The sequence below is a fragment of the Erwinia plantamica genome (genome assembly GCF_043420595.1).
Classification (GTDB): Bacteria; Pseudomonadota; Gammaproteobacteria; order Enterobacterales; family Enterobacteriaceae; genus Erwinia; species Erwinia aeris.
This window is the reverse complement of record NZ_JBGCUC010000020.1, coordinates 55,292-77,761: the sequence shown is the minus strand read 5'-3', so window position 1 is coordinate 77,761 and position 22,470 is coordinate 55,292. Positions and strand designations below refer to the sequence as shown.

22 protein-coding genes and 1 tRNA gene are annotated in these 22,470 nt (G+C 57.6%); 16 read left to right on the top strand and 7 right to left on the bottom strand.

Annotated features, from left to right (window positions below; genetic code table 11):
* Positions 1-73: transfer RNA gene (locus AB3U87_RS18830), tRNA-Met, on the bottom strand.
* Between the two features lie 203 nt (positions 74-276).
* On the opposite strand from AB3U87_RS18830, the gene mltA reads away from it, so the two are divergent.
* Both mltA and tcdA read left to right on the top strand, forming a co-directional pair.
* A complete protein-coding gene (gene mltA / locus AB3U87_RS18825; protein ID WP_253458791.1) occupies positions 277-1,419 on the top strand; it encodes a murein transglycosylase A in 1,143 nt (380 codons plus the stop codon).
* Between the two features lie 52 nt (positions 1,420-1,471).
* Positions 1,472-2,272 (top strand): tRNA cyclic N6-threonylcarbamoyladenosine(37) synthase TcdA, encoded by an 801-nt coding sequence (tcdA, locus tag AB3U87_RS18820; RefSeq protein WP_301730097.1) that lies wholly within the window; start codon positions 1,472-1,474, stop codon positions 2,270-2,272.
* A 17-nt stretch (positions 2,273-2,289) separates the two neighbouring features.
* Here the strand turns inward: tcdA and csdE are convergent, their stop codons facing one another.
* Both csdE and csdA read right to left on the bottom strand, forming a co-directional pair.
* Positions 2,290-2,733, bottom strand: coding sequence for a cysteine desulfurase sulfur acceptor subunit CsdE (gene csdE, locus AB3U87_RS18815; protein ID WP_301730098.1), 444 nt, complete (start codon positions 2,731-2,733; stop codon positions 2,290-2,292).
* Between the two features lie 2 nt (positions 2,734-2,735).
* Positions 2,736-3,941 carry a cysteine desulfurase CsdA gene (gene csdA, locus AB3U87_RS18810; RefSeq protein WP_301730099.1) on the bottom strand — a complete coding sequence of 402 codons (1,206 nt, stop codon included), beginning with the start codon at positions 3,939-3,941 and terminating at the stop codon, positions 2,736-2,738.
* A 224-nt stretch (positions 3,942-4,165) separates the two neighbouring features.
* Between csdA and AB3U87_RS18805 the strand changes: the two genes are divergently transcribed.
* The 4 genes from AB3U87_RS18805 to rlmM all read left to right on the top strand — a co-directional run bounded on the left by AB3U87_RS18805 (position 4,166) and on the right by rlmM (position 7,189).
* Entirely contained in the window at positions 4,166-4,390 is a 225-nt protein-coding gene (locus AB3U87_RS18805) for a YgdI/YgdR family lipoprotein (protein ID WP_253458800.1), read from the top strand.
* 338 nt (positions 4,391-4,728) lie between these two features.
* Positions 4,729-5,643, top strand: coding sequence for a transcriptional regulator GcvA (locus AB3U87_RS18800; protein ID WP_125287404.1), 915 nt, complete (start codon positions 4,729-4,731; stop codon positions 5,641-5,643).
* 57 nt (positions 5,644-5,700) lie between these two features.
* Entirely contained in the window at positions 5,701-6,096 is a 396-nt protein-coding gene (locus AB3U87_RS18795) for a DUF423 domain-containing protein (protein WP_253458802.1), read from the top strand.
* On the top strand, positions 6,089-7,189 hold the full coding sequence (rlmM, locus tag AB3U87_RS18790; RefSeq protein ID WP_301730100.1) for a 23S rRNA (cytidine(2498)-2'-O)-methyltransferase RlmM: 1,101 nt from the start codon (positions 6,089-6,091) through the stop codon (positions 7,187-7,189). The genes AB3U87_RS18795 and rlmM overlap by 8 nt, the downstream gene beginning before the upstream one ends.
* 97 nt (positions 7,190-7,286) lie before the next feature.
* Here the strand turns inward: rlmM and xni are convergent, their stop codons facing one another.
* The 3 genes from xni to queF all read right to left on the bottom strand — a co-directional run bounded on the left by xni (position 7,287) and on the right by queF (position 10,458).
* Positions 7,287-8,039, bottom strand: a complete 753-nt coding sequence (xni, locus tag AB3U87_RS18785; protein WP_301252645.1) for a flap endonuclease Xni — start codon at positions 8,037-8,039, stop codon at positions 7,287-7,289.
* A 39-nt stretch (positions 8,040-8,078) separates the two neighbouring features.
* A complete protein-coding gene (ppnN, locus tag AB3U87_RS18780; RefSeq protein WP_253458809.1) occupies positions 8,079-9,437 on the bottom strand; it encodes a nucleotide 5'-monophosphate nucleosidase PpnN in 1,359 nt (452 codons plus the stop codon).
* Between the two features lie 178 nt (positions 9,438-9,615).
* Positions 9,616-10,458: an NADPH-dependent 7-cyano-7-deazaguanine reductase QueF gene (gene queF / locus AB3U87_RS18775; RefSeq protein ID WP_253458812.1), complete on the bottom strand. Its 843-nt coding sequence runs from the start codon at positions 10,456-10,458 to the stop codon at positions 9,616-9,618.
* 125 nt (positions 10,459-10,583) lie between these two features.
* Here queF and syd point away from each other — a divergent pair, with 125 nt between their 5' ends.
* The 4 genes from syd to AB3U87_RS18755 all read left to right on the top strand — a co-directional run bounded on the left by syd (position 10,584) and on the right by AB3U87_RS18755 (position 13,277).
* Positions 10,584-11,138, top strand: coding sequence for a SecY-interacting protein (gene syd, locus AB3U87_RS18770; protein ID WP_253458814.1), 555 nt, complete (start codon positions 10,584-10,586; stop codon positions 11,136-11,138).
* A 566-nt stretch (positions 11,139-11,704) separates the two neighbouring features.
* Positions 11,705-12,031 carry a YqcC family protein gene (locus AB3U87_RS18765; protein WP_253458816.1) on the top strand — a complete coding sequence of 109 codons (327 nt, stop codon included), beginning with the start codon at positions 11,705-11,707 and terminating at the stop codon, positions 12,029-12,031.
* Positions 12,031-12,825, top strand: coding sequence for a tRNA pseudouridine(65) synthase TruC (truC, locus tag AB3U87_RS18760; RefSeq protein WP_253458817.1), 795 nt, complete (start codon positions 12,031-12,033; stop codon positions 12,823-12,825). Before AB3U87_RS18765 ends, truC begins: the two co-directional genes overlap by 1 nt.
* Before the next feature lie 2 nt (positions 12,826-12,827).
* Positions 12,828-13,277: a flavodoxin gene (locus AB3U87_RS18755; protein ID WP_301730103.1), complete on the top strand. Its 450-nt coding sequence runs from the start codon at positions 12,828-12,830 to the stop codon at positions 13,275-13,277.
* A 37-nt stretch (positions 13,278-13,314) separates the two neighbouring features.
* Here AB3U87_RS18755 and garD read toward each other — a convergent pair whose 3' ends face one another.
* Positions 13,315-14,874, bottom strand: a complete 1,560-nt coding sequence (garD, locus tag AB3U87_RS18750; RefSeq protein WP_394150077.1) for a galactarate dehydratase — start codon at positions 14,872-14,874, stop codon at positions 13,315-13,317.
* Positions 14,875-15,373: 499 nt separating this feature from the next.
* Here garD and AB3U87_RS18745 point away from each other — a divergent pair, with 499 nt between their 5' ends.
* The 6 genes from AB3U87_RS18745 to AB3U87_RS18720 all read left to right on the top strand — a co-directional run bounded on the left by AB3U87_RS18745 (position 15,374) and on the right by AB3U87_RS18720 (position 22,319).
* Positions 15,374-16,717 carry an MFS transporter gene (locus tag AB3U87_RS18745; RefSeq protein ID WP_253458824.1) on the top strand — a complete coding sequence of 448 codons (1,344 nt, stop codon included), beginning with the start codon at positions 15,374-15,376 and terminating at the stop codon, positions 16,715-16,717.
* 9 nt (positions 16,718-16,726) lie between these two features.
* A complete protein-coding gene (locus AB3U87_RS18740; RefSeq protein WP_253458827.1) occupies positions 16,727-18,064 on the top strand; it encodes a glucarate dehydratase family protein in 1,338 nt (445 codons plus the stop codon).
* A gap of 21 nt (positions 18,065-18,085) precedes the next feature.
* Complete coding sequence (gudD, locus tag AB3U87_RS18735; RefSeq protein WP_301252642.1) at positions 18,086-19,420, top strand: glucarate dehydratase; 1,335 nt, start codon at positions 18,086-18,088, stop codon at positions 19,418-19,420.
* 20 nt (positions 19,421-19,440) lie between these two features.
* Positions 19,441-20,211, top strand: coding sequence for a 2-dehydro-3-deoxyglucarate aldolase (garL, locus tag AB3U87_RS18730; RefSeq protein ID WP_253458833.1), 771 nt, complete (start codon positions 19,441-19,443; stop codon positions 20,209-20,211).
* 21 nt (positions 20,212-20,232) lie between these two features.
* Complete coding sequence (gene garR, locus AB3U87_RS18725) at positions 20,233-21,114, top strand: 2-hydroxy-3-oxopropionate reductase (RefSeq protein ID WP_253458835.1); 882 nt, start codon at positions 20,233-20,235, stop codon at positions 21,112-21,114.
* A 62-nt stretch (positions 21,115-21,176) separates the two neighbouring features.
* Positions 21,177-22,319 carry a glycerate kinase gene (locus AB3U87_RS18720; RefSeq protein ID WP_301730113.1) on the top strand — a complete coding sequence of 381 codons (1,143 nt, stop codon included), beginning with the start codon at positions 21,177-21,179 and terminating at the stop codon, positions 22,317-22,319.
* The last annotated feature ends 151 nt before the right edge of the window (positions 22,320-22,470 follow it).

The window sequence follows — 22,470 nt, the reverse complement described above, 5'->3', positions numbered from 1 at the left end:
TGCGGGAGCCGGATTTGAACCGACGACCTTCGGGTTATGAGCCCGACGAGCTACCAGGCTGCTCCATCCCGCGTCCGTGGATGCGCACTATACTCTCCGGCGATTTTGTTGCAACCCCTTTTTGCAAATTAACGCCTGAAATCGCCCTTACTGCTTAATTTGTCAGCCGATTGTTGTATTGTTGTGCAAAACCGACGCTTCTTTTTGGCGAGGACGTTTTAATCTGTGGGGCGCTTTGCTATCTTCGCCTGCAATTGCGTATAAAGGTAGAGAATAATGAAAGGACGTTGGGCAAAGTATATGGTCACCGGGGCGTTAATCGCCCTGCTTGCGGGATGTTCCTCCAAACCTACCGATCGCGGCCAGCAGTATAAGGACGGCAAGCTGCAGCAGCCGCTGGGGCTGGTTAATCAACCTAACGCCAAAGGGCGCCCCGTTAACGGCAAAGATTTTGCCGATCAGCTGCTGGAAATCCAGGCCGCTTCGCCAGCCATGTTTTCCCGCCAGCTCTCCACCTACAGCGCGCTAAAAAGCTGGCTGATGGCGGGCGGTGATACGCGGCAGCTGCGCCAGTACGGCGTGGATGCGTATCAGATGGAAGGCACCGACAATTATGGCAACGTGCAGTTTACCGGTTACTACACGCCGGTTATCCATGCCCGCTACACCCGCCAGGGCGAATTTCAGTATCCTTTATACCGCATGCCGCCGCGCGGCAAGCGCCGTTTGCCAAGCCGAGCGGAAATCTACAGCGGCGGCCTGGATGAACGCTACGTTATCGGTTACAGCAATTCGCTGATGGATAACTTTATTATGGACGTGCAGGGCAGCGGCTACGTTGACTACGGCGACGGCCGTCCTTTGACCTTCTTCGGCTACGGCGGCAAGAACGGCCATGCTTATCGCAGCATCGGTAAGGTGCTGATCGATCGCGGCGAAGTGAAGCGCGAAGATATGTCGATGCAGGCTATCCGCCAATGGGGCGAAAACCACAGCCCGGCCGAGGTGCGCGAGCTGCTGGAGCAGAACCCGTCCTTTGTCTTCTTTAAGCCGGAAGAGTTTGCGCCGGTACGCGGCGCGAGCGCGGTACCGCTGATCGCCAAAGCCTCGGTGGCCGCCGATCGTTCGCTGATCCCGCCGGGCACGGTACTGCTGGCGGAGGTGCCTTTGCTGAACGATAAAGGCAAGTTCAACGGCAAATATGAAATGCGCGTGATGGTGGCGCTCGACGTGGGCGGCGCTATTAAGGGCCAGCACTTTGATATCTATCAGGGTATCGGCGAGCAGGCGGGCCATATGGCAGGCTGGTATAACCACTACGGTCGCGTCTGGGTGCTGAAAGCGGCGCCGGGCGCGGGCGTTTCTCCTTTCTCTATGGCACAAAATGGCAATGCCGGTGCGGCGCTGGTCAGTCGATAATTAAGGTCAACGGGCCGGCGTTTCCGGCCCGTTTCCGACGTTGAGGTAAATCATGAGGGTTCTTTCCGACGCCTGGCTACAGCGCTTTGGCGGCACGGCACGCTTATATGGTCAGTCTGCTCTGCAACTTTTCGCCGACGCGCATATCTGCGTGATCGGCATTGGCGGCGTAGGCTCCTGGGCCGCTGAAGCGCTGGCGCGCACCGGTATCGGCGCCATCACGCTGATCGATATGGACGATGTCTGCGTGACCAATACCAACAGGCAGATCCACGCGCTGAAAGGCACAGTAGGGCAGGCGAAAACCGAGGTAATGGCGCAACGCATCCTGGCCATCAACCCGGAATGCAAAGTGACCTGCGTGGATGACTTTATCACTGCGGAAAATACGGCTGAGCTGATGAGCGGCGGCTTTACCTATGTGATTGACGCCATCGACAGCGTGCGGCCAAAAGCGGCGCTGCTGGCCTGGTGCCGCCGTAATAAAATCCCGCTGGTTACCACCGGCGGCGCAGGCGGTCAGATCGATCCCACGCAGGTCCAGGTGGCGGATCTGGCGAAAACGATTCAGGATCCGCTGGCGGCTAAGTTGCGCGAACGGTTAAAAAGCGATTTCAATATCGTTAAAAACAGCAAGGGCAAGCTGGGTATTGACTGCGTGTTTTCCACCGAGGCGCTGATGTATCCGCAGCCGGACGGTTCCGTTTGCGCTTCACGCAGTACGGCGGAAGGGCCAAAGCGGATGGACTGCGCTTCCGGCTTCGGCGCGGCCACGATGGTCACCGCCACTTTCGGCTTCGTGGCCGTTTCCCACGTGCTGAAAAAAATGATGGCGAAAGCGGCGCGCGGCTGACGCCGCTTCTGATTTGCTTAACCCGCTTCGCTCGCCGCCTTCACTACCGCTGTCGCCAGTGCCGCCAGTCCGGCGCTGCGCGAGGCGCTGAGCTGATCGCGCAGCCCCAGGTCATCAAACAGCGCCAGCGGATCGCTCTGCAATATCTCTTCGGGCAGCTTTCCTTCCACGCTGACCAGCAGCACCGCCAGCAGTCCGCGCACGATGCGGCCTTCGCTGTCGCCGTAAAAGTGCAGGCTGCCGTCGGGCGACTGTCGATGTCCAAGCCAGACGCGGTTTTCACAGCCGCTGAGTTCGATTTCCGCCGTTTTCCACTCCTCCGCCAGTGCGGGCAGCTGTTTTCCCAGCAAAATCAGCTGGCGATAGCGTTCTTCCCACTGCGTAAAGGCGGAAAAAGTCTGTTTTAAGCCGTCGGCGGTAATCAGCGTGCCGAACGGGTGCGGAGCCGGTAAAGTCGTCATAGTTAATCTGCCAAAAGTTCCAGTGCGGTGGTCATGGCGCTGACCAGCGCTTCAACATCGTTAAGCGTATTATAGGGCGCAAAAGAGGCGCGCAGGGTGCCGTTGACGCCAAGTGTCTGTAGCAGCGGCTGGGCGCAGTGCTGGCCGGCGCGCAGCGCGATGCCGCTTTCCGCCAGCAGCGTAACAATATCACTGTGGTGTACGCCCGCGATATCAAAGGCGAGCAGGCTGGAGCCGCTGGCTCGGAAGCTGCGAAAGCCGGGCAGATCCGCCAGCCGCTCTTCCGCCACGTCGGCCAGCCCGCAGCTCCAGCTTTCTGCCGCCGCCATATCCACTGTTTCCAGCCAGCTCAGCGCCGCGCTCAGCCCGATGACGCCCGCTACGTTGGGCGTGCCTGCCTCAAAGCGCCAGGGCACCGCCTGCGGCGTAAAGCCGTCAAAGCTGACGGTGGTCAGCATTTTTCCGCCGCCCTGCCAGGGCTGCATCGCTTCCAGCAGCGCCGTTTTGCTATAGAGCACGCCTGTCCCCATTGGCCCATAAAGCTTATGGGCGGAAAAAGCATAAAAGTCGATATCCAGCGCTGCTACGTCGGGCGGCCGATGCGCCACGCCTTGCGCGCCGTCTATAACCACCTTTGCGCCCGCGCGATGCGCCAGTGCGACGGCCTTGCTTAAATCCGGGCAGCCACCGGTGACGTTGGACATTTGTCCAAGCGCCAGCACCCGCGTACGCGCATTCAGTAAGGTTTCCAGCGTCGCGATGCCGGGCAGCAAATCTTTGCCGATCGGCCACTTCACCACTTTGGCGCCGGTCTGCTCAGCCACCATCAGCCATGGCACCAGATTGGCGTGATGCTCGGCTTCGCTGACGACGATCTCATCGCCTGGCCGCAGGCGTGGTCGAAAATAGCCCTGGGCGATCAGGTTGATCGCTTCCGTGGTGCCTTTGGTCCAGACAATATTGCTGGCGAGCGGGGCATTCAGCAGTCGCGCCACCTGACCACGGGCATTTTCATAGCGGTCGGTTAGCGCACGCGCGGCGGCAAACTGGCTGCGATGCACGGTTCCGGCCCCCTGACTGTAGAACGCCTGGGTGGCTTCAATCACCGCCGCTGGCTTCAGCGTGGTGGCCGCGCTGTCAAGATAGATGCCGGCTTCGTCCAACGCGGGAAACTGCTGGCGAAAATGAACAGGCGAAAATATGCTCATGTTCTCCTCGAATAAGGGTGGATTGATGCGGTTTTTACCGAATCCAACTGAATTACAGGCGCTTTCCTGGCAATGTCTGAAAAGCGAGTTATCCTGATTTATGCAAGGTTTAAACTATTACCCGCAAATAAGCTTTCTCAGGACAGGCAATTTACTCGCTTTTTGCCTCGGGATCGCGCATTGCGGGTGGTTTATCGCATTACTATCTGCAAGGAGATATAAAGATGAAAAAATTTGCTGCTATTATGGCCGCCTGCGCCATGACTTTTGCCCTGGCTGCCTGCTCAAGCAATTATGTTATGCATACCAATGATGGCCGTACCATCGTCGCCGACGGCAAACCCGTAGTAGATGACGATACCGGTATGATCAGCTACAAAGATGCTAACGGCAACAAGCAGCAGATCAACCGTTCAGACGTAAAAGAAATGGTTGAAATGGGCCAGTAAGTTTCAGGCAAAAAAAAGCACCGCAATTTGCGGTGCTATTAAATCTCTATGGACAGACAGGGTAAATCTAAAAGCGGTAGTCGGACTACCCGATCTGCAAAAGGCAGATCAATTGCAAACACAACATCACGACCACAAGCCAAAAGCCTTCTAAAATCCCCGCGCAAGCGCTTCAATTTCAAACTGCTTTTCGTTCCGGCTCAGGAAGTGCGGCAACTATAGGTATTTGCTGGTGCATCCTCAACGGACAAATTATAATGGCTCGGATAAAAAAAACTAATACGTAAAGCTGCGTCAGCGGCCTTATGTCCGAAGCCAACATTCTGTAACCGGTAATCATGTCGAAACGTCTTCCTCCTTTAAATGCCCTGCGCGTATTTGATGCTGCCGCACGTCATCTCAGTTTTACCCGGGCCGCAGAAGAGCTTTTTGTGACCCAGGCGGCGGTAAGCCATCAGATCAAGTCACTGGAGGATTTTCTGGGCCTTAAGCTGTTCCGGCGGCGCAACCGCTCTTTATTGCTTACCGAGGAAGGCCAGAGCTACTACCTGGATATCAAAGAGATTTTCACCGCGCTGAACGACGCTACCCGCAAGCTTCAGGCACGGAGCGCGAAGGGCGCGCTGACCGTCAGCCTGCTGCCCAGCTTTGCGATCCAATGGCTGGTGCCGCGCCTGTCCAGCTTTAACTCAGCTTATCCGGGGATAGACGTGCGTATCCAGGCCGTCGACCGGGAAGAAGAGAAGCTGGCCGATGACGTAGACGTGGCTATTTTCTATGGGCGCGGCAACTGGCCGGGCCTGCGGGTGGAAAAACTTTATGCCGAATATTTGCTGCCTGTCTGTTCACCTTTGCTGCTAACCGGCGATAATCCTCTTAAAACGCCTGCTGATCTGACGCGCTTTACGCTGCTGCATGACGCTTCCCGTCGCGACTGGCAGGCCTATACGCGCCAGCTGGGCGTAAATATCAACGTGCAGCACGGCCCTATTTTCAGCCACAGCGCGATGGTTTTACAGGCGGCTATCCACGGCCAGGGCGTGGCGCTGGCGAACAACGTGATGGCGCAAACGGAGATAGAAGCGGGCAGGCTGGCCTGTCCCTTTAACGACGTGCTGGTAAGTAAAAACGCTTTTTATCTGGTTTGTCATGACAGTCAGGCAGAACTGGGTAAAATAGCCGCCTTTCGTCAGTGGATCCTGGCAAAAGCGGCCAGCGAACAGGAAAAATTCCGCTTCCGCTACGAAAGCTGAACCCTTAATCATGCGTTGCCAGGGCGGCGGCGCGTGCTGTCTCAGAGGATGATAAGAATGTCGAGTCGTGCAATGCTGATTTTTACGGCCATCAGCGGGTTTGTTTTTGTCATGCTGGGCGCATTTGGCGCTCATGTATTAAGCCGGTCACTGGGGCCGGGCGAAATGGCCTGGTTGAAAACCGGCCTGGAGTATCAGGGTTTCCACACGCTGGCGATCCTGGGCCTGGCGGCAGCGATGCGCAGCCGCGCCAATATCTGGTTTTACTGGAGCAGCGCGCTGCTGGCGCTGGGCACCGTACTGTTTAGCGGCAGCCTTTACTGTCTGGCGCTGTCCCATCTTAAGCTTTGGGTTTACGTTACGCCGGTAGGAGGCTTCTGCTTCCTGATTGGCTGGGTTTTAATGTTGATTGGCGCGCTGCGTCTGAAGAAAAGGGCAGAACGCCATGAATAAAGTTTTACTCTATTGCCGTCAGGGCTTTGAAAAAGAGTGCGCGGCGGAGATCACCGCGAAAGCCGCAGCCAGAGAAGTATTTGGCTTTGCGCGCGTAAAGGAAGATTCCGCTTACGTGCTGTTTGAATGCTATCAGCCTGAAGACGCCGAAAAACTGCTGCGCGAGCTGCCTTTCAGCGAGCTGATTTTTTCGCGTCAGATGATCGTTGTGGGCGAGTTGCTGCGCGATTTGCCTCCTGAGGATCGCGTCACGCCGGTGACGGGGATGCTGACCGGCGTAGTGGAAAAGGGCGGCGAGCTGCGGGTTGAAGTGCCGGACACTAACGAGAGCAAAGAGCTGCTGAAATTCTGCCGCAAGTTCACCGTGCCGCTGCGTTCCAGCCTGCGTTCGGCGGGCATCCTGCTGAATTACGAAAGCGACAAGCGTCCCGTGGTGCACGTCTTTTTTATCGCGCCGGGCTACTGCTACGTCGGCTACTCGCTGCCGCAGAACAACTCCCCGTTCTTTATGGGCATTCCACGGCTGAAGTTCCCGTCCGACGCGCCAAGCCGCTCGACGTTAAAGCTGGAAGAAGCGTTTCACGTTTTTGTACCGGCCGACGAATGGGAAGAACGCCTGGGCAGCGGCCTTTATGCGGTCGATTTGGGCGCCTGTCCCGGCGGCTGGACTTATCAGCTGGTGAAGCGCAGCATGATGGTGCACGCCGTTGATAACGGCCCGATGGCGCCGAGCCTGATGGATACCGGGCAGGTTTTCCACCATCGCGAGGACGGCTTTAAATATCGCCCGACGCGCAGCAACATCTACTGGCTGGTATGCGATATGGTGGAAAAACCGGTACGCGTGGCTAACCTGATGGCCGACTGGCTGGTGAACGGCTGGTGCCGTGAAACCATTTTCAACCTCAAGCTGCCGATGAAAAAGCGCTATGAAGAAGTCTCACAAAACCTGGCGATGATCGACGAAAAGCTGAAGGCCAACGGCATCAACGCGCAAATTCAGGCGCGCCAGCTTTATCACGATCGCGAAGAAGTTACCGTGCATATTCGCCGCATCTGGGGCGCGACGCCAGGACGCCGCGACGAGCGCTAAAGAGAGTCCGGGCCGCAGACCGCTGGCAAAAGACAGGCGGCAATGAAGTTGCCGCTATGTCCGTTATCAACGTCAGGCCCGGGACGCGCGCTTGCCTTTACGGCAGCCGCAGATCCTTCAGGTTGCCGGCCAGATGCAGATCGGTTTTCAGTGTCGCCACCTCGCGGCAGAGATGCGCCATCTCCTGCTGCTGCTCCAGCTTCTTGCGCCATTTATCCGCCACTTCCGGCAGCCGCTCGTAAATCGCCGCCAGCGAGCCGTAGGTTTGCAGCAGCTCTGCCGCGCTTTTCGCGCCAATGCCCGCCACGCCTGGGATCTTACTGCTGCTGATACCGGCCAGCCCCCAGTAATCCGTCAGCTGCGCGGGCGCTACGCCAAACTCCTTTTCAATAAACGGCAAATCCAGCCAGCGCTTCTGAAAGTAGTCGCGGATTTGAATATTTGGCGCCAGCAGCTGGCAGTAGCCCTTATCGGTCGACACTATGGTTGCCTGATGGCCGCTGTCGGCAACCTTTACCGCCAGAGTGGCGGCCAGATCGTCCGCCTCTTCGCCCGGCGCGTGCCAGCAGGCCACGCCCGCCGCCTCAAACGCCGCCCGGATCTGCGGCATCTCTGTTTTTAACGTGTCCGGCATGGGCGCGCGTCCGGCTTTATAGTCCGGCAGGCGCTGATGACGCCAGCCTTCGTGGCGATCGTCGTCGTCAAACACCGCCACCGCATGGGTCGGCTTGCTGTGCAGGATAAGCTGTTGCACAGCATGGATACAGGTTTCCTGGCAGGGAGAATCCTGCACGGCGTGGATGCGACGAATCAGATTCAGCGCATCAATAATCAACAGATGAATAGTCATAGTGGATACTGAGCGGCACGGCTGCCGCTCCGCTGAGGGTTACTTAATGATTTCGTAGCAGGGGATGTAGGCCGTTCCCGGCAGCTTCATGCGGTGCTGGGCAACAAATCCCTGTAACAAATCGTCCATGCGGCGCATGATTTCTGCATCGCCGTGTATCTTATACGGGCCTTGTTCCTTAATCGCTTTGATCCCAGGCTCCTTGACGTTGCCCGCCACAATGCCGGAGAACGCGCGGCGCAGCGAGGCCGCCAGCTGTTCGGCAGGCTGATTGGGATAAAGATTAAGATTGGCCATATTTTCGTGCGTGGGCATAAACGGCACCTGCAAATTCGGCGCGATGCGGATTGACCAGTTAAAGCTATAGGCGTCGCCCGTCTCGCGCCGATGCTCTTTCACCTTCGGCATAGCGTTTTTCATCAGGCGCGCCACTTCCGCCGCGTCATCGATAATAATGGTGTAGTGCTGACGCGCGGCTTCGCCCAGCGTGCTGACGATAAACTCATCCAGCACGCGGAAGTAATCGGCGCTCTCTTTCGGGCCGGTGAGGATCAGCGGCAGCACCTGATCGCGGTTCTGCGGATTCATCAGGATGCCCAGCAGATAGAGCAGCTCTTCCGCCGTACCCACGCCGCCCGGGAAAATAATGATGCCGTGGGCGATACGCACAAAGGCTTCCAGACGTTTTTCAATGTCCGGCATGATAATCAGTTCGTTGACCAGCGGATTCGGCGGCTCGGCGGCAATGATCGACGGTTCGGTCAGGCCGATAAAACGGCTCTCTTTGTAACGCTGCTGCGCGTGGCCCACGGCGGCGCCTTTCATCGGCGCTTCCATGACGCCCGGCCCGCAGCCGGTACAGATATTCAGCTCGCGCAGGCCCAGCTGCGAACCGACGTTGCGGCAGTACTGATATTCCACGGCGTTGATCGAGTGGCCGCCCCAGCAAACCACGGTATTCGGCAGCTCGCCGACGTGCAGCGCCCTGGCGTTACGCAGCAGCGAAAACACCAGGTTGGTGATGCGCACCGAGTCATCCACGTCCTGCTGCTGAAAGCCGCTGTCAAACTGACCATTTACAAACAGAATGTCGCGCAGCACGGCAAACAGGTTGGCCTGTAGCGAGCGAATGATGCGACCGTCGACAAAGGCTTCCTCCGGCGGATTAATCAGCTCCAGCTTGACGCCGCGCTCGCGCCGCAGCACGTTGATGTCAAAGTTTTCAAAACGCGACAGCAGTTCATGGCTGCTGTCCGTCTGGCTGCCGGAGTTAAGTACGGCGAGGGAACAGTTGCGGAAGAGTTGGTAAAGGTCGCTGCTGGCGGTGCGCTTCAGCATATCGACTTCCAGTTGAGACAACAGATCCATGGAGCCTAATGGGCTGATATGTGTGATCAAATTAACTCCTTTACACCCGTCCGGGCGGTGGTCGCTCCCCATCAAAAGCCCGCCGGATAAACGGCGAGCGTGACGGCGAAAAAATGTTCCCGGGCACCCGATGCCCGCTTCAGATTAGCCTTCTTCTCAAACAGTTAACAACGTTATCGTGCGTTTATGCGCGACGGTACGCAAAGTGCTACTGGCGTACCAGCCTGGACAGGCCGGGTTTAAATGCGCCGTTGCTGCGCCAGGGATTGATATCCAGGCCGCCGCGACGGGTATAGCGGGCATAAACGCTCAGGCTTTCCGGCTGGCAGAAGCGCAAGATATCATTGAAAATGCGCTCAACGCACTGCTCATGAAATTCGTTATGGTGCCGGAACGACACCAGGTAGCGCAGCAGCGCCTCACGCTGGATACGCGGGCCGCGATAGCTGATTTGCACTGAACCCCAGTCCGGCTGGTTGGTGATCAGACAATTGGACTTCAGCAGATGGCTCACCAGTTTTTCTTCCACTACTTCCGGCTGCGTGGCCTGCTGGAGATAGTCGGTGCTGAAGGTATAGCTGTCGATCTCAATATCCTGCTCGTCAATGCAGTGGCCGCTGAAGTGGCCTATCGGCTGGCCTTCAATTTCCCGCAGCCGGAACAGCGCAACGCTGACCTCGCCCTGCGCGCAGGCGCTGAGGTCGCGCTCCAGCGTCGCCCGGACTTCGCCCCAGTCACCAAAGCGGGTCTGATTAAAGCTGTTAAGATAGAGCTTAAAGCTCTTGGACTCGATCAGGTTAACGCTGTGGGCATCCAGGCTGACTTCGCCAATCGCCACCTGCGGCAGGCCTTTGGCATTCAGCCAGGAGAGTTCGTACAGCGTCCAGATATCGGCGCCGTGGAAGGGCAAACTGTCAGGATAAAGCCCCAGCGGCTCACGGTTCATGCTTCTTGGCACCGCCTGGAGCAAAGAAGGCTGATACTGGTCGTGGTACTCTGTAGGTTTTCCTAACGTCAGGCCGCTCAGCGCCTGATGTGTATCTGAAGACATTGCATTACCTTATAGCCTGATATGACAGGTGAAGTGGTCAATCGTCTGCGGCCGGGAAGGCCCGGGCGACGCAACTAAAAACGTATAGCCTTAGTGTAACTCAGGCACCAGAGAGTGAAAAAAGAATGATTGATGAAACCTCCCGCGCCCTGGCTGATTTTACCCGCAACTATTGCGACCGGTGGGTCAGCGAATGCGGTCATCCGCCCGCCAGCAGCGAGCTGTATGGCGTTCCCTCGCCCTGCGTGCAGCAAACCGTTGGCGATGAGGTCTGGTGGCTACCGCAGCCCTTTACCCTCGCCAAAAACCTGGAAAACGTAGAGCGCGCGCTCGATTTACAAATTCAGCCTGCCGTCGTTGCCTGGTACACCTCGCAGTTTGCAGGCGATATGAAGACGCTGGTCAACGGCCAGCCCTGCACGCTGCTGCAAATATGGAGCGAAGACGATTTCGAGCGTATGCAGGAAAACTTGATCGGCCATCTGGTTATGAAGCGCCGTCTTAAACATTCGCCTACGTTTTTTATTGCTACCACACCATCCGAGCTGGAAATCATTTCCGTATGTAATTTGAGCGGGGAAGTGATTCTGGAAAAGCTGGGTACTAAAAAGCAGACGGTACTGGCCGCGAACCTGGAGCAATTCCTTGTTTCTTTACCGATTATTGATCCCTTAAGGTAAAGCGTCATTTATCTTGTGAGAGATCTCTTACAGAGTCTGTAAGAGATCGCTTTTATATCTTAAGAAAAAAAGGTGTTTTCTCCGGTAAAAGCAAAGCAAATCATAAAGTTGTTATAACGCTTTTCGTAAAAAAACCTGCCGGGGTCAAAAAAAAGTTTTCAGCCTATTGTTTGTCAGGTTCATTAAGGCAAACTTGATCCTGTCGCAAGGGATGGTGGCTTAAGGAACAAGCCGGTCGGCAGACTGAAAGCACCTGTTAAGGACTTCAGATCTGCACAAGATATCTCAGGAGTGAGAAAAAGGGACACCTCCGGGAAGGAGAAACGTACTGCCGGAGAGCGGTAAGCCAGGATGCTCAGGGACATCGCCATTGACGGTGAAAGTGTAGGGAAAACTGCAGGACAAAGTTATCAGGGATGAGCAGGGAGCACTAAAAGTAGCTGGATTGCTGCGAACGAACCGGGAGCACTGTTTTTACAGTGCTCCCTTTTTTTCGTCCATACTTATCCCGTTGTCGGCGGTAATGCTATGCTTGCGACCCTTTAAAACTGACCAGGAGAGCTTAGATGAGCCGGGAACTTGAAATCCGCAATCGCCTGCAGGCTATTGAGCAGGCCTTACATGACGCCGGGCTGTGGCAAAACTGCGCGCCAAACGCCGAGGCGTTTGAAAGCACCGAGCCTTTTTGCGTAGATACCATGATGCCGATCCAGTGGCTACAGTGGGTTTTCCTGCCGCGTATGCAGGCGCTGCTGGATGCGCAGTCTGCTTTGCCGGTAAAGCTGGCTATCGCCCCTTATTATGAAGTGGCGCTGGAAGGTGCTATTCCGGGCCGCGCCAATCTGCTGCACATGCTGAACCAGCTTGATCAACTGTTCGAGCACGACGCCTGATGCTGGAGATCCTTTATCAGGACGAGTGGCTGGTCGCGGTGAATAAACCCTCAGGCTGGCTGGTGCACCGCAGCTGGCTCGACAGGCATGAAAGCGTTTTCGTGATGCAAACCGTGCGCGATCAGATAGGCCAGCACGTATTTACCGTTCATCGGCTCGATCGCCCCACGTCGGGCGTGCTGTTGATGGGCTTATCCAGCGAGGTCGCCCGCCTGCTTTCGCAGCAGTTTGAGCAGCACCAGCTGCAAAAAACCTATCATGCCGTGGTCAGAGGCTGGCTGGATGGCGAAGAAACGCTGGATTACGCATTAACTGAAGAGCTGGATAAGATCGCTGACAGGTTCAGCGAGCAGAATAAGGAACCGCAGCCTGCCGTGACCCACTGGCGCGCGCTGGATAAAGCGGAGCTGCCGGTGCCGGTCAGCCGGTACGATACCTCGCGCTATACGCTGATGGAGCTGAAGCCGCAGACGGGCCGCAAGCACCAGCTGCGTCGGCATATGACCCATCTGCGCCATCCGATTATCGGCGACAGCGCGCACGGCGATCTGCGGCAGAATCGCAGCGCGGCACAGCACTTCGGCATGACGCGGCTGATGCTGCACGCCAGCGAACTGCGGCTGACGCATCCGGTAACGGGCGAGCCTTTGCTGCTGCGCGCGGGTCTGGACTCGGTCTGGCAGGGAATGATGGCGCAGTTTGGCTGGGAAGACGCTCTCCCCAATCTTCCCAGGGTTGAGTTTGCGGCATCTTGCCTGCAGGATAGCGGTTCAGACCAGGCAACGAGGAGATAAGCATGGCGCAAATAGGCATTTTTGTAGGGACGGTTTACGGTAACGCGCTGCTGGTGGCGGAAGAGGCGGAGCCTTTATTGACGGATGCCGGTCATCAGGTGGAAATTTTTGAAGATCCCACGCTTGAACAGTGGCAGCGTTACGCCGACGGCGTGGCATTGGTGATCACCTCGACCACGGCTCAGGGCGATCTGCCGGACAGCATCACGCCGCTGTTTTATGCTATCAAAGACAAGCTGGGCCATCAGCCCACTCTGCGCTACGGCGTGATTGCGCTGGGCGACAGCAACTACGATGATTTCTGCGGCGCGGGGAAAAAGTTCGATGCGTTGTTGCAGGAGCACTCGGCGAAGCGGGTCGGCGATGTACTGCTGATCGATGCTAACGACTATCCGGAGCCTGAAACGCTTTCTTCGCCGTGGGTTGAAGCCTGGCTGAAGCAGCTGGATTAATAGCCGGGCCTTCGCCTTAAAGGGAAGGCCCGCAGCATCAGGTAACCGGTGCCGGATTGAATACCGCCAGCGAGTTACGGATCCCCCAGCGGTCGGACCAGGTTTGTTTCCGGCCGCTGGCGATATCCAGGATCAGCTCAAACAGCCGCCAGCCTACCTGTTCTATGGTTTCCTCGCCCGTCGCAATCGTCCCCGCATTGATATCCATTAAGTCATGCCATCTTTCCGCCAGCGCGTTGCGCGTCGCCATTTTGATTACGGGGATAGCCGCCAGGCCGTAAGGCGTGCCGCGTCCTGTAGTAAACACCTGCAAAGTAATGCCGGAAGCCATCTGCTGCGTGCCGCAGACGAAATCACTGGCGGGTGTGGCGGCATAGATCAGGCCGCGTTTGGTGGGGCGCTGGCCTGGCGACAGCACCTCAACGATAGCGCTGCGGCCCGATTTGGCGATAGAACCCAGCGCCTTCTCCACCACGTTCGCCAGCCCGCCTTTCTTGTTGCCGGGCGAAGGGTTAGCGCTGCGATCGGTTTTGCCCATATTCAGATAGTCATCGTACCAGGCCATCTCTTCCAGCAGCCGCTGGCCGACTTCTTGTGTCGCCACGCGCGGTGTCAGCAGATGCACCGCATCGCGCACTTCGGTCACCTCGGAGAACATCACCGTCGCGCCGCAGCGCACCAGCAGATCGGAAGCGAAACCTACCGCCGGGTTGGCGGTTACGCCGGAAAAGGCATCGCTGCCGCCGCACTGCATACCGACGATCAGTTCCGCTGCCGGTACCGTTTCACGCTGGCGCTGGTTCAGGCGTTGCAGATGGCGTTCGGCAACCTGCAAAATATCGGCAACCATAGATTCAAAGCCAACATGCTTCTCATCCTGTAGGCGCACCACGTCATTATCATCCAGCGAAATCGCCTGTACGTCGGGCGTGCCTTCCAGCAGGCGCTCGGGTTGAAGTTTCTCACAGCCCAGGCCGACAATCATTACTTCGCCGCCGAAGTTGGCGTTCAGCGCCAGGTTGTGAATGGTACGGATCGGCACTACGGCGGCCGGCGCGTTGATCGCCACGCCGCAGCCGTAAAGGTGATTCAGCGCCACCACGCCATCGACGTTAGGATATTTTGGCAGCAATTCACGCTCAATGATTTGCACCACGTAATCGACCACGCCCGCCACGCAATGCACGCTGGTGGTAATCCCCAGCAGGTTACGCGTGCCCACGCTGCGGTCGGCGTTGCGATAGCCTTCAAAGGTGTAGCCTTCAAGCGGCGGCAGGGCGGGCGGCACATTGTTGGCCAGCGGCAGGCTGGCGAGATCCGGCGCTTCCGGCAACACCACCAGCGACTCGTCAATCCAGCCGCCGCGAGGAATATTGCGCACCGCATAACCAATCACTTCGCCATAGCGAATAATATCGCCGCCTTGCGCAATATCATTTAATGCAACTTTATGTCCCTGGGGAATATGTTCTTTTAGTACCAGTCCGCATGAAAAAGTCGTACCAGCCTTTAATCCATTATTATTTACAACAATGGCGACGTTATCGTTTTCATGCACCTTTATATAAAGGGGAAGATCGTTTCTGGAAATGTTCATTGCTCGACAAGTCCTGAGATAAATGAATCGGCACGTTCTTTATTTTAAAGGTGGGTGAGAAGCGTTTTCGGGTGGAATTATTCTGCTGTTGGACAGTATAGAGAGGCTTCAGGCCGAAAACATTATGCAAATGTCCGACATGGCGCGGTAACAATCAGCGTATTTTCAGGCAAGAGTACAGGCGACAGTGAGGAGGCTCACAAAGAAAAAGGGAACGTGACCGCGCCCGCAGAACCCGCTATTTCCGTGAGCCACTCCGCAACGAATTGGGCATATGCAAGAACATCTCTGGGTTTTTCCCGTTTTAATAGTGCTTTTTACCGGTGCTTTACCTGAGTGGCCTCCCTATACTTTTTAACAAACGGGACGAGAGCTTTGAACGTTGTGATTATTCTGCCACTTAATCGCTGTGTTTAACCTGACATCATTCTGATACCCAACGCGATGTGTATGCAGTCCAGAGTGAGTTTGCCTGACCGCTATATTTCAGGAGTGCATCATGGATTCAATCAGCAGTGCTGCGAGCACCGTGCAAAAAAGAACTAATGCTCGCTACTGGATAGTGGTGATGCTATTTATCGTCACCTCATTTAATTATGGCGACCGCGCCACTATCGCTATCGCCGGTTCGGCAATGTCGAAAGACATCGGGCTGGATCCGGTCGGGCTGGGCTATATCTTCTCCGCTTTCTCATGGGCTTACGTAATAGGGCAGATCCCCGGCGGCTGGCTGCTGGACCGGTTCGGCTCAAAGCGCGTCTATTTCTGGAGCATCTTCCTGTGGTCGCTGTTCACGCTGTTGCAGGGCTTTGTCGATCTGCTCAGCGGCTTCAGCATTATCGTCACGCTGTTTATGCTCAGGTTTATGGTCGGCCTGGCGGAAGCGCCTTCTTTTCCCGGCAACAGCCGCATCGTCGCCGCCTGGTTCCCCGCGCAGGAACGCGGCACCGCCGTCGCTATTTTTAACTCGGCGCAGTACTTCGCCACGGTGATCTTCGCGCCGATCATGGGCTGGCTTACCTCCGAAGTCGGCTGGGCGCACGTGTTCTGGTTTATGGGCGGGCTGGGCATCATCATCAGCTTTATCTGGCTCAAAGTGATCCACGATCCGAACGACCATCCGGGCGTCAATAAAGCCGAGCTGGAATATATGGAGCAGGGCGGCGCGCTGATTAATATGGATATGAAAAAAGCCGAGCGTAAGGTCAGCTGGGCGGAGAAAAAAGCGCAGATAAAGCAGCTGATTACCTCAAGAATGATGATAGGTATCTACCTGGGTCAGTACTGCATTAACGCCTTAACCTACTTCTTTATCACCTGGTTCCCGGTTTATCTGGTGCAGGCGCGCGGCATGTCCATTCTGAAGGCCGGCATGGTGGCGTCGATTCCGGCCATCTGCGGTTTCCTGGGCGGCGTGCTGGGCGGCATTATTTCCGACTGGCTGATGCGTAAAACCGGCTCGCTGAATATCGCCCGTAAAACCCCAATCGTTCTCGGCATGCTGCTTTCTATCACCATGGTGGTCTGTAACTACGTCGATACGGAATGGGTGGTGGTGTTCTTTATGGCGCTGGCTTTCTTCGGCAAAGGGATTGGCGCGCTGGGCTGGGCGGTGATGGCGGATACCGCGCCGAAAGAGATCAGCGGGCTTAGCGGCGGGCTGTTCAATATGTTCGGCAACATTTCCGGCATCGTCACGCCGGTGGTGATCGGTTACATCATCGCCACGACCGGCTCCTATAACGGCGCGCTGATTTACGTTTGTATTCATGCGTTTGTCGCGGTAATGAGCTACCTGGTGCTGGTACGCGATATCAAGCGTATTGAACTGAAACCTTTGTAAGGACGAGTTATGACGACGCAAAGCAGCCCGACGATCACCGATATGAAAGTGATCCCGGTAGCGGGATACGACAGCATGTTGCTGAATATCGGCGGCGCGCACGGCGCTTACTTTACCCGCAATATCGTGGTGCTGACCGACAGCGCCGGACACACCGGCGTGGGAGAAGCGCCGGGCGGCGAGACGATTTACCAGACGCTGCTGGATGCCGTCCCCCAGGTCAAAGGGCGGGAAGTCGCCAGGATGAACCGGCTGGTGCAGGAGGTGCATCGGGGCAACCAGTCGGCGGATTTTGATAACTTCGGCAAAGGCGCGTGGACGTTTGAACTGCGCGTCAACGCGGTGGCCGCGCTGGAAGCGGCGCTGCTGGATCTGCTGGGACAGTGCCTGAACGTACCGGTCGCGGAACTGCTGGGGCCGGGCAAACAGCGTGATGAAGTGACGGTGCTGGGGTATCTGTTCTATATCGGCGACCGGGAAAAAACCGATCTTCCTTACCTGAACGGCGAGAACGCCCCGCACGACTGGTATCGCCTGCGTCATCAGAAGGCGATGGACAGCGAGGCCGTGGTGCGGCTGGCGGAAGCCGCGCAGGATAAATATGGCTTCAAGGATTTCAAGCTCAAAGGCGGCGTGCTGCCGGGCGAGCAGGAGATCGACGCGGTGAAAGCGATGAAAAAACGTTTTCCCGAAGCGCGCATCACCGTCGATCCCAACGGTGCCTGGCTGCTTGATGAAGCTATCGCGCTGTGTAAAGACATGCAGGGCATTCTGACCTATGCGGAAGATCCGTGCGGCGCGGAGCAGGGCTTTTCGGGCCGTGAGGTAATGGCGGAATTCCGCCGCGCGACCGGCCTGCCGGTTGCCACCAATATGATCGCCACTAACTGGCGGGAAATGAACCATGCCGTAATGCTGAACGCCGTCGATATTCCGCTGGCCGATCCGCACTTCTGGACGCTGAGCGGTGCGGTGCGTGTCGCCCAGCTGTGCGACGACTGGGGGCTGACCTGGGGCTGCCATTCCAATAACCACTTCGATATTTCGCTGGCGATGTTTACGCACGTGGGCGCCGCCGCGCCGGGCAAGCCGACGGCCATTGATACCCACTGGATCTGGCAGGAAGGCGATCAGCGCCTGACCAAAGAACCTTTGCAGATCCGCAACGGCAAGATCGCCGTGCCGGACGCGCCGGGGCTGGGCATTGAGCTGGACTGGGCGCAAATTGAAAAAGCCCACGCGCTTTATAAAACGCTGCCCGGCGGCGCGCGCAATGATGCCGCCGCCATGCAATACCTGATCCCCGGCTGGACATTCGATCGCAAACGCCCGGCCTTTGGGCGCTGAACCTTACAGAAGGAATACGTTATGAGTCAGGCTACTCCACTGATCACAGAAATGCAGGTCATCCCGGTCGCCGGTCACGACAGCATGTTGCTGAACCTCAGCGGCGCCCACGCGCCATTCTTTACCCGTAATATCGTTATCATTAAAGATAATTCCGGCCACACGGGCGTCGGTGAAATTCCCGGCGGCGAAAAAATTCGCAAGACGCTGGAAGAAGCGGCGGCGCTGCTGGTCGGCCACGGCATTGGCGAATATAAAAATCTGCTGAGCCACGTGCGCAACACCTTTGCCGATCGCGATGCGAGCGGGCGCGGCAACCAGACTTTCGATTTGCGTACCACTATCCACGTGGTGACCGGCATCGAAGCGGCGCTGCTGGACCTGCTGGGCCAGCACCTTGGCGTCAACGTTGCCTCCCTGCTGGGCGATGGGCAGCAGCGCGATCGCGTGGAAATGCTGGGCTATCTCTTTTACGTCGGCGATCGCCGAAAAACCTCGCTGCCTTATCAGAGCCAGCCGGACGACAGCTGCGACTGGTATCGCCTGCGTCATGAAGAGGCGCTGACGCCTGAAACCGTGGTGCGCCTGGCGGAAGCCGCCTATGAAAAATATGGCTTCAACGATTTCAAACTGAAAGGCGGCGTGCTGGCCGGGAGCGAAGAGGCCGAAGCGGTGACCGCGCTGGCGAAGCGTTTTCCCGAGGCGCGCATTACGCTCGATCCTAACGGCGCCTGGTCGCTCAACGAAGCGATCGAGCTGGGCAAGCAGCTGAAAGACGTGCTGGCCTACGCCGAAGATCCTTGCGGCGCGGAGCAGGGCTATTCCGGTCGCGAAGTGATGGCCGAGTTCCGTCGCGCGACGGGCATGCCAACGGCCACCAATATGATTGCCACCGACTGGCGTCAGATGGGGCACACGCTCTCTTTGCAGTCCGTCGACATTCCGCTGGCGGATCCGCACTTCTGGACGATGCAGGGTTCCGTACGCGTTGCGCAGATGTGTCATGACTTCGGCCTGACCTGGGGCTCCCACTCCAATAACCATTTTGACGTTTCGCTGGCGATGTTTACCCACGTTGCGGCGGCGGCACCCGGCAAAATCACCGCTATCGATACCCACTGGATCTGGCAGGAAGGCAACCAGCGCCTGACGCAGCAGCCTTTGCAAATCAAGGGCGGCATGGTACAGGTGCCGGACAGGCCGGGCCTGGGCGTAGAGCTGGATATGGATCGCGTTATGAAAGCGCACGAGCTTTACCTGAAACACGGTCTGGGCGCGCGCGACGACGCGCAGGCTATGCAATTCCTGGTGCCGGACTGGACGTTTGATAACAAACGCCCATGCCTGGTGCGCTAACCCAATTTCTGGAGAAACCGATGAGCTACGTAAATACGCCGAACAGCTTTCGTCAGCGCCTGCTGGCAGGCGAAACCTTAATCGGCAGCTGGTGCGCGCTGGCTAACCCGCTGACCACGGAAGTGTTAGGACTGGCAGGCTTCGACTGGCTGGTGCTGGATGGCGAACATGCGCCGAACGACATCACCACTTTTATTCCGCAGCTGATGGCGCTGAAGGGCAGCGTCAGCGCGCCGGTGGTGCGGCCGCCGACCAACGAGCCGGTCATCATCAAGCGCCTGCTGGATATCGGTTTTTCCAACTTCCTGATCCCGTTTGTCGAAACGGAAGAGGAAGCGGTGCGCGCGGTGGCCTCCACCCGCTATCCGCCGATGGGCATTCGCGGCGTATCGGTTTCGCACCGCAGCAATATGTACGGCACCGTGCCGCAGTACAACACCATCATCAACGACAACATCACCGTGCTGGTGCAGATCGAAACGCAGCAGGGCGTGGATAACATTGACGCTATCGCGGCGGTAGAAGGCGTGGACGGCATTTTCGTCGGGCCGGGCGATCTCTCGGCCGCGCTGGGCTACCTGGGGCAGCCCGCCCATCCGGAAGTGCTGAAGGTGATCAAATATATCTTTGAGCGCGCCAAAGCGGCCGGCAAGCCGAGCGGCATTCTGGCCCCGGTGGAGGCCGATGCCCGCCGCTATCTGGAATGGGGCGCCGGTTTTGTTGCGGTAGGCAGCGATTTAGGCGTATTCCGTGGCGCCACGCAGGCCCTGTGCGATCGCTTTAAAAAATAACCCACTGTTCAGGAGACAAAGATGAAAATCGGATTTATAGGTCTGGGTATCATGGGCAAGCCCATGAGCAAAAACTTAATTAAGGCCGGCTACTCGCTGGTGGTGCGCGATCACAATGCGGAAAGCGTGGCGGAGCTGGTTGCGCTGGGCGCGACGTCCGGCGATTCGGCAAAAGCGGTGGCGGAGCAGAGCGACGTGATTATCACCATGCTGCCCAACTCGCCGCACGTGAAAGAAGTGCTGCTGGGCGAAGGTGGCGTAATCGAAGGCGCGAAGGCGGGCACTATCGTGATCGATATGAGCTCCATCGCGCCGCTGGCGAGCCGTGAAATTCATGAAGCGCTGGCGAAAAAAAGCGTCGCGCTGCTGGATGCGCCGGTCAGCGGCGGCGAACCTAAAGCCATCGACGGCACGCTTTCGGTGATGGTCGGCGGCGACAAAGAGCTGTTCGATAAGTGCTACGATATTATGAAAGCGATGGCAGGCTCGGTGGTTCACACCGGCGAGATTGGCGCGGGCAACGTGACCAAGCTGGCTAACCAGGTGATTGTTGCGTTGAATATCGCGGCAATGGCGGAAGCGCTGACGCTGGCGACCAAAGCGGGCGTCAACCCGGATCTGGTCTACCAGGCGATACGCGGCGGCCTGGCGGGCAGCACGGTGCTGGATGCCAAAGCGCCAATGGTGATGAACCGCAACTTCAAGCCGGGTTTTCGTATCGATCTGCATATTAAAGATCTGGCTAACGCCCTGGATACGTCGCACGGCGTAGGCGCGCAGCTGCCGCTCACGGCGGCGGTAATGGAAATGATGCAGGCGCTGAAAGCTGACGGGCTGGGCACGGCCGATCACAGCGCGCTGGCCTGCTATTACGAAAAACTGGCGAAAGTCGAAATCAAATAGTCCCGTGGTCCGGCCTGCTGATCCAGGCCGGAACCTTCCCGGCCCCGCGCACGGATTAACGTATGAAAATAGTAATCGCACCGGATTCGTATAAAGAAAGCCTGTCGGCTCAGCAGGTCGCCACGCAAATCGAGCAGGGATTCAGGGAAATATTTCCCGAAGCTCAGTATGTCAAACTGCCCGTCGCGGACGGCGGCGAAGGCACGGTCGAGGCGATGGTGGCGGCGACGGGCGGCAAAACCGTACGCCTGCGCGTCACCGGCCCGCTGGGCGAAGAGGTTGACGCCTTTTACGGTCTTTCCGGTGACGACAGCTGCGCCTATATCGAAATGGCGGCGGCCAGCGGGCTGGAACTGGTGCCTGCGGCGCGGCGCGATCCGCTGATCACCACCTCCTTTGGCACCGGCGAACTGATCCGCAGCGCGCTGGATAAGGGCGTACAGCGTTTTATTATCGGCATCGGCGGCAGCGCAACCAATGACGGCGGCGCGGGTATGGTGCAGGCGCTGGGCGCAAAACTGCTCGACAGCCAGGGCAGACAAATCGGTTTAGGCGGCGGCAGGCTTAACGATCTGGCGACGATAGACATCAGCGAACTGGATGCGCGGATCAAAAACTGCCGTTTTGAGGTTGCCTGCGACGTCACCAATCCGCTGCTGGGCGAAGAGGGCGCTTCCGCCGTGTTCGGCCCGCAGAAAGGGGCTACGCCGGAGCTGGTGGAACAGCTGGATAACGCGCTGGCGCACTATGCCCGGATTATCCGGCGGGATCTGGATATCGACGTGCTGTCGATCCCCGGCGGCGGCGCGGCAGGCGGGATGGGCGTGGCGCTGCACGCTTTTTGCGGCGCGGAACTGCGGCGCGGCATTGAAATCGTGACCGAGGCGCTGGGGCTGGACGAGCTGGTGCGGGACGCCACGCTGGTGATCACCGGCGAAGGGCGCATTGACAGCCAGACCATTCACGGCAAAGTGCCGATCGGAGTAGCGAAAGTCGCCAAGCGCTATAACAAGCCGGTTATCGGCATCGCGGGCAGCCTGACCAAAGATGTCGCGGTCGTGCATCAGCACGGTCTGGATGCGGTATTCAGCGTTATTTACAGCATTTGTACGCTGGACGACGCGCTGGAAAATGCGGCGGATAACGTGCGCATGACGGCACGGAACATCGCCGCCGCGCTGGCGATTGGCCAGAAACTTTCCTGACTCGTTCACTCCGTTTTGTTTGCCGTGGCCGGATGGGCAAGCGCGCCCGGTACAGTCTGAGAGCAAACAGGGCTTCTGTAGCAACAAGCCTTTTGCATCGGCCTGCTGCTCCGCTGGTTTTCTCTCAGGCCGGGCCGTTGTGTTTTCCTTG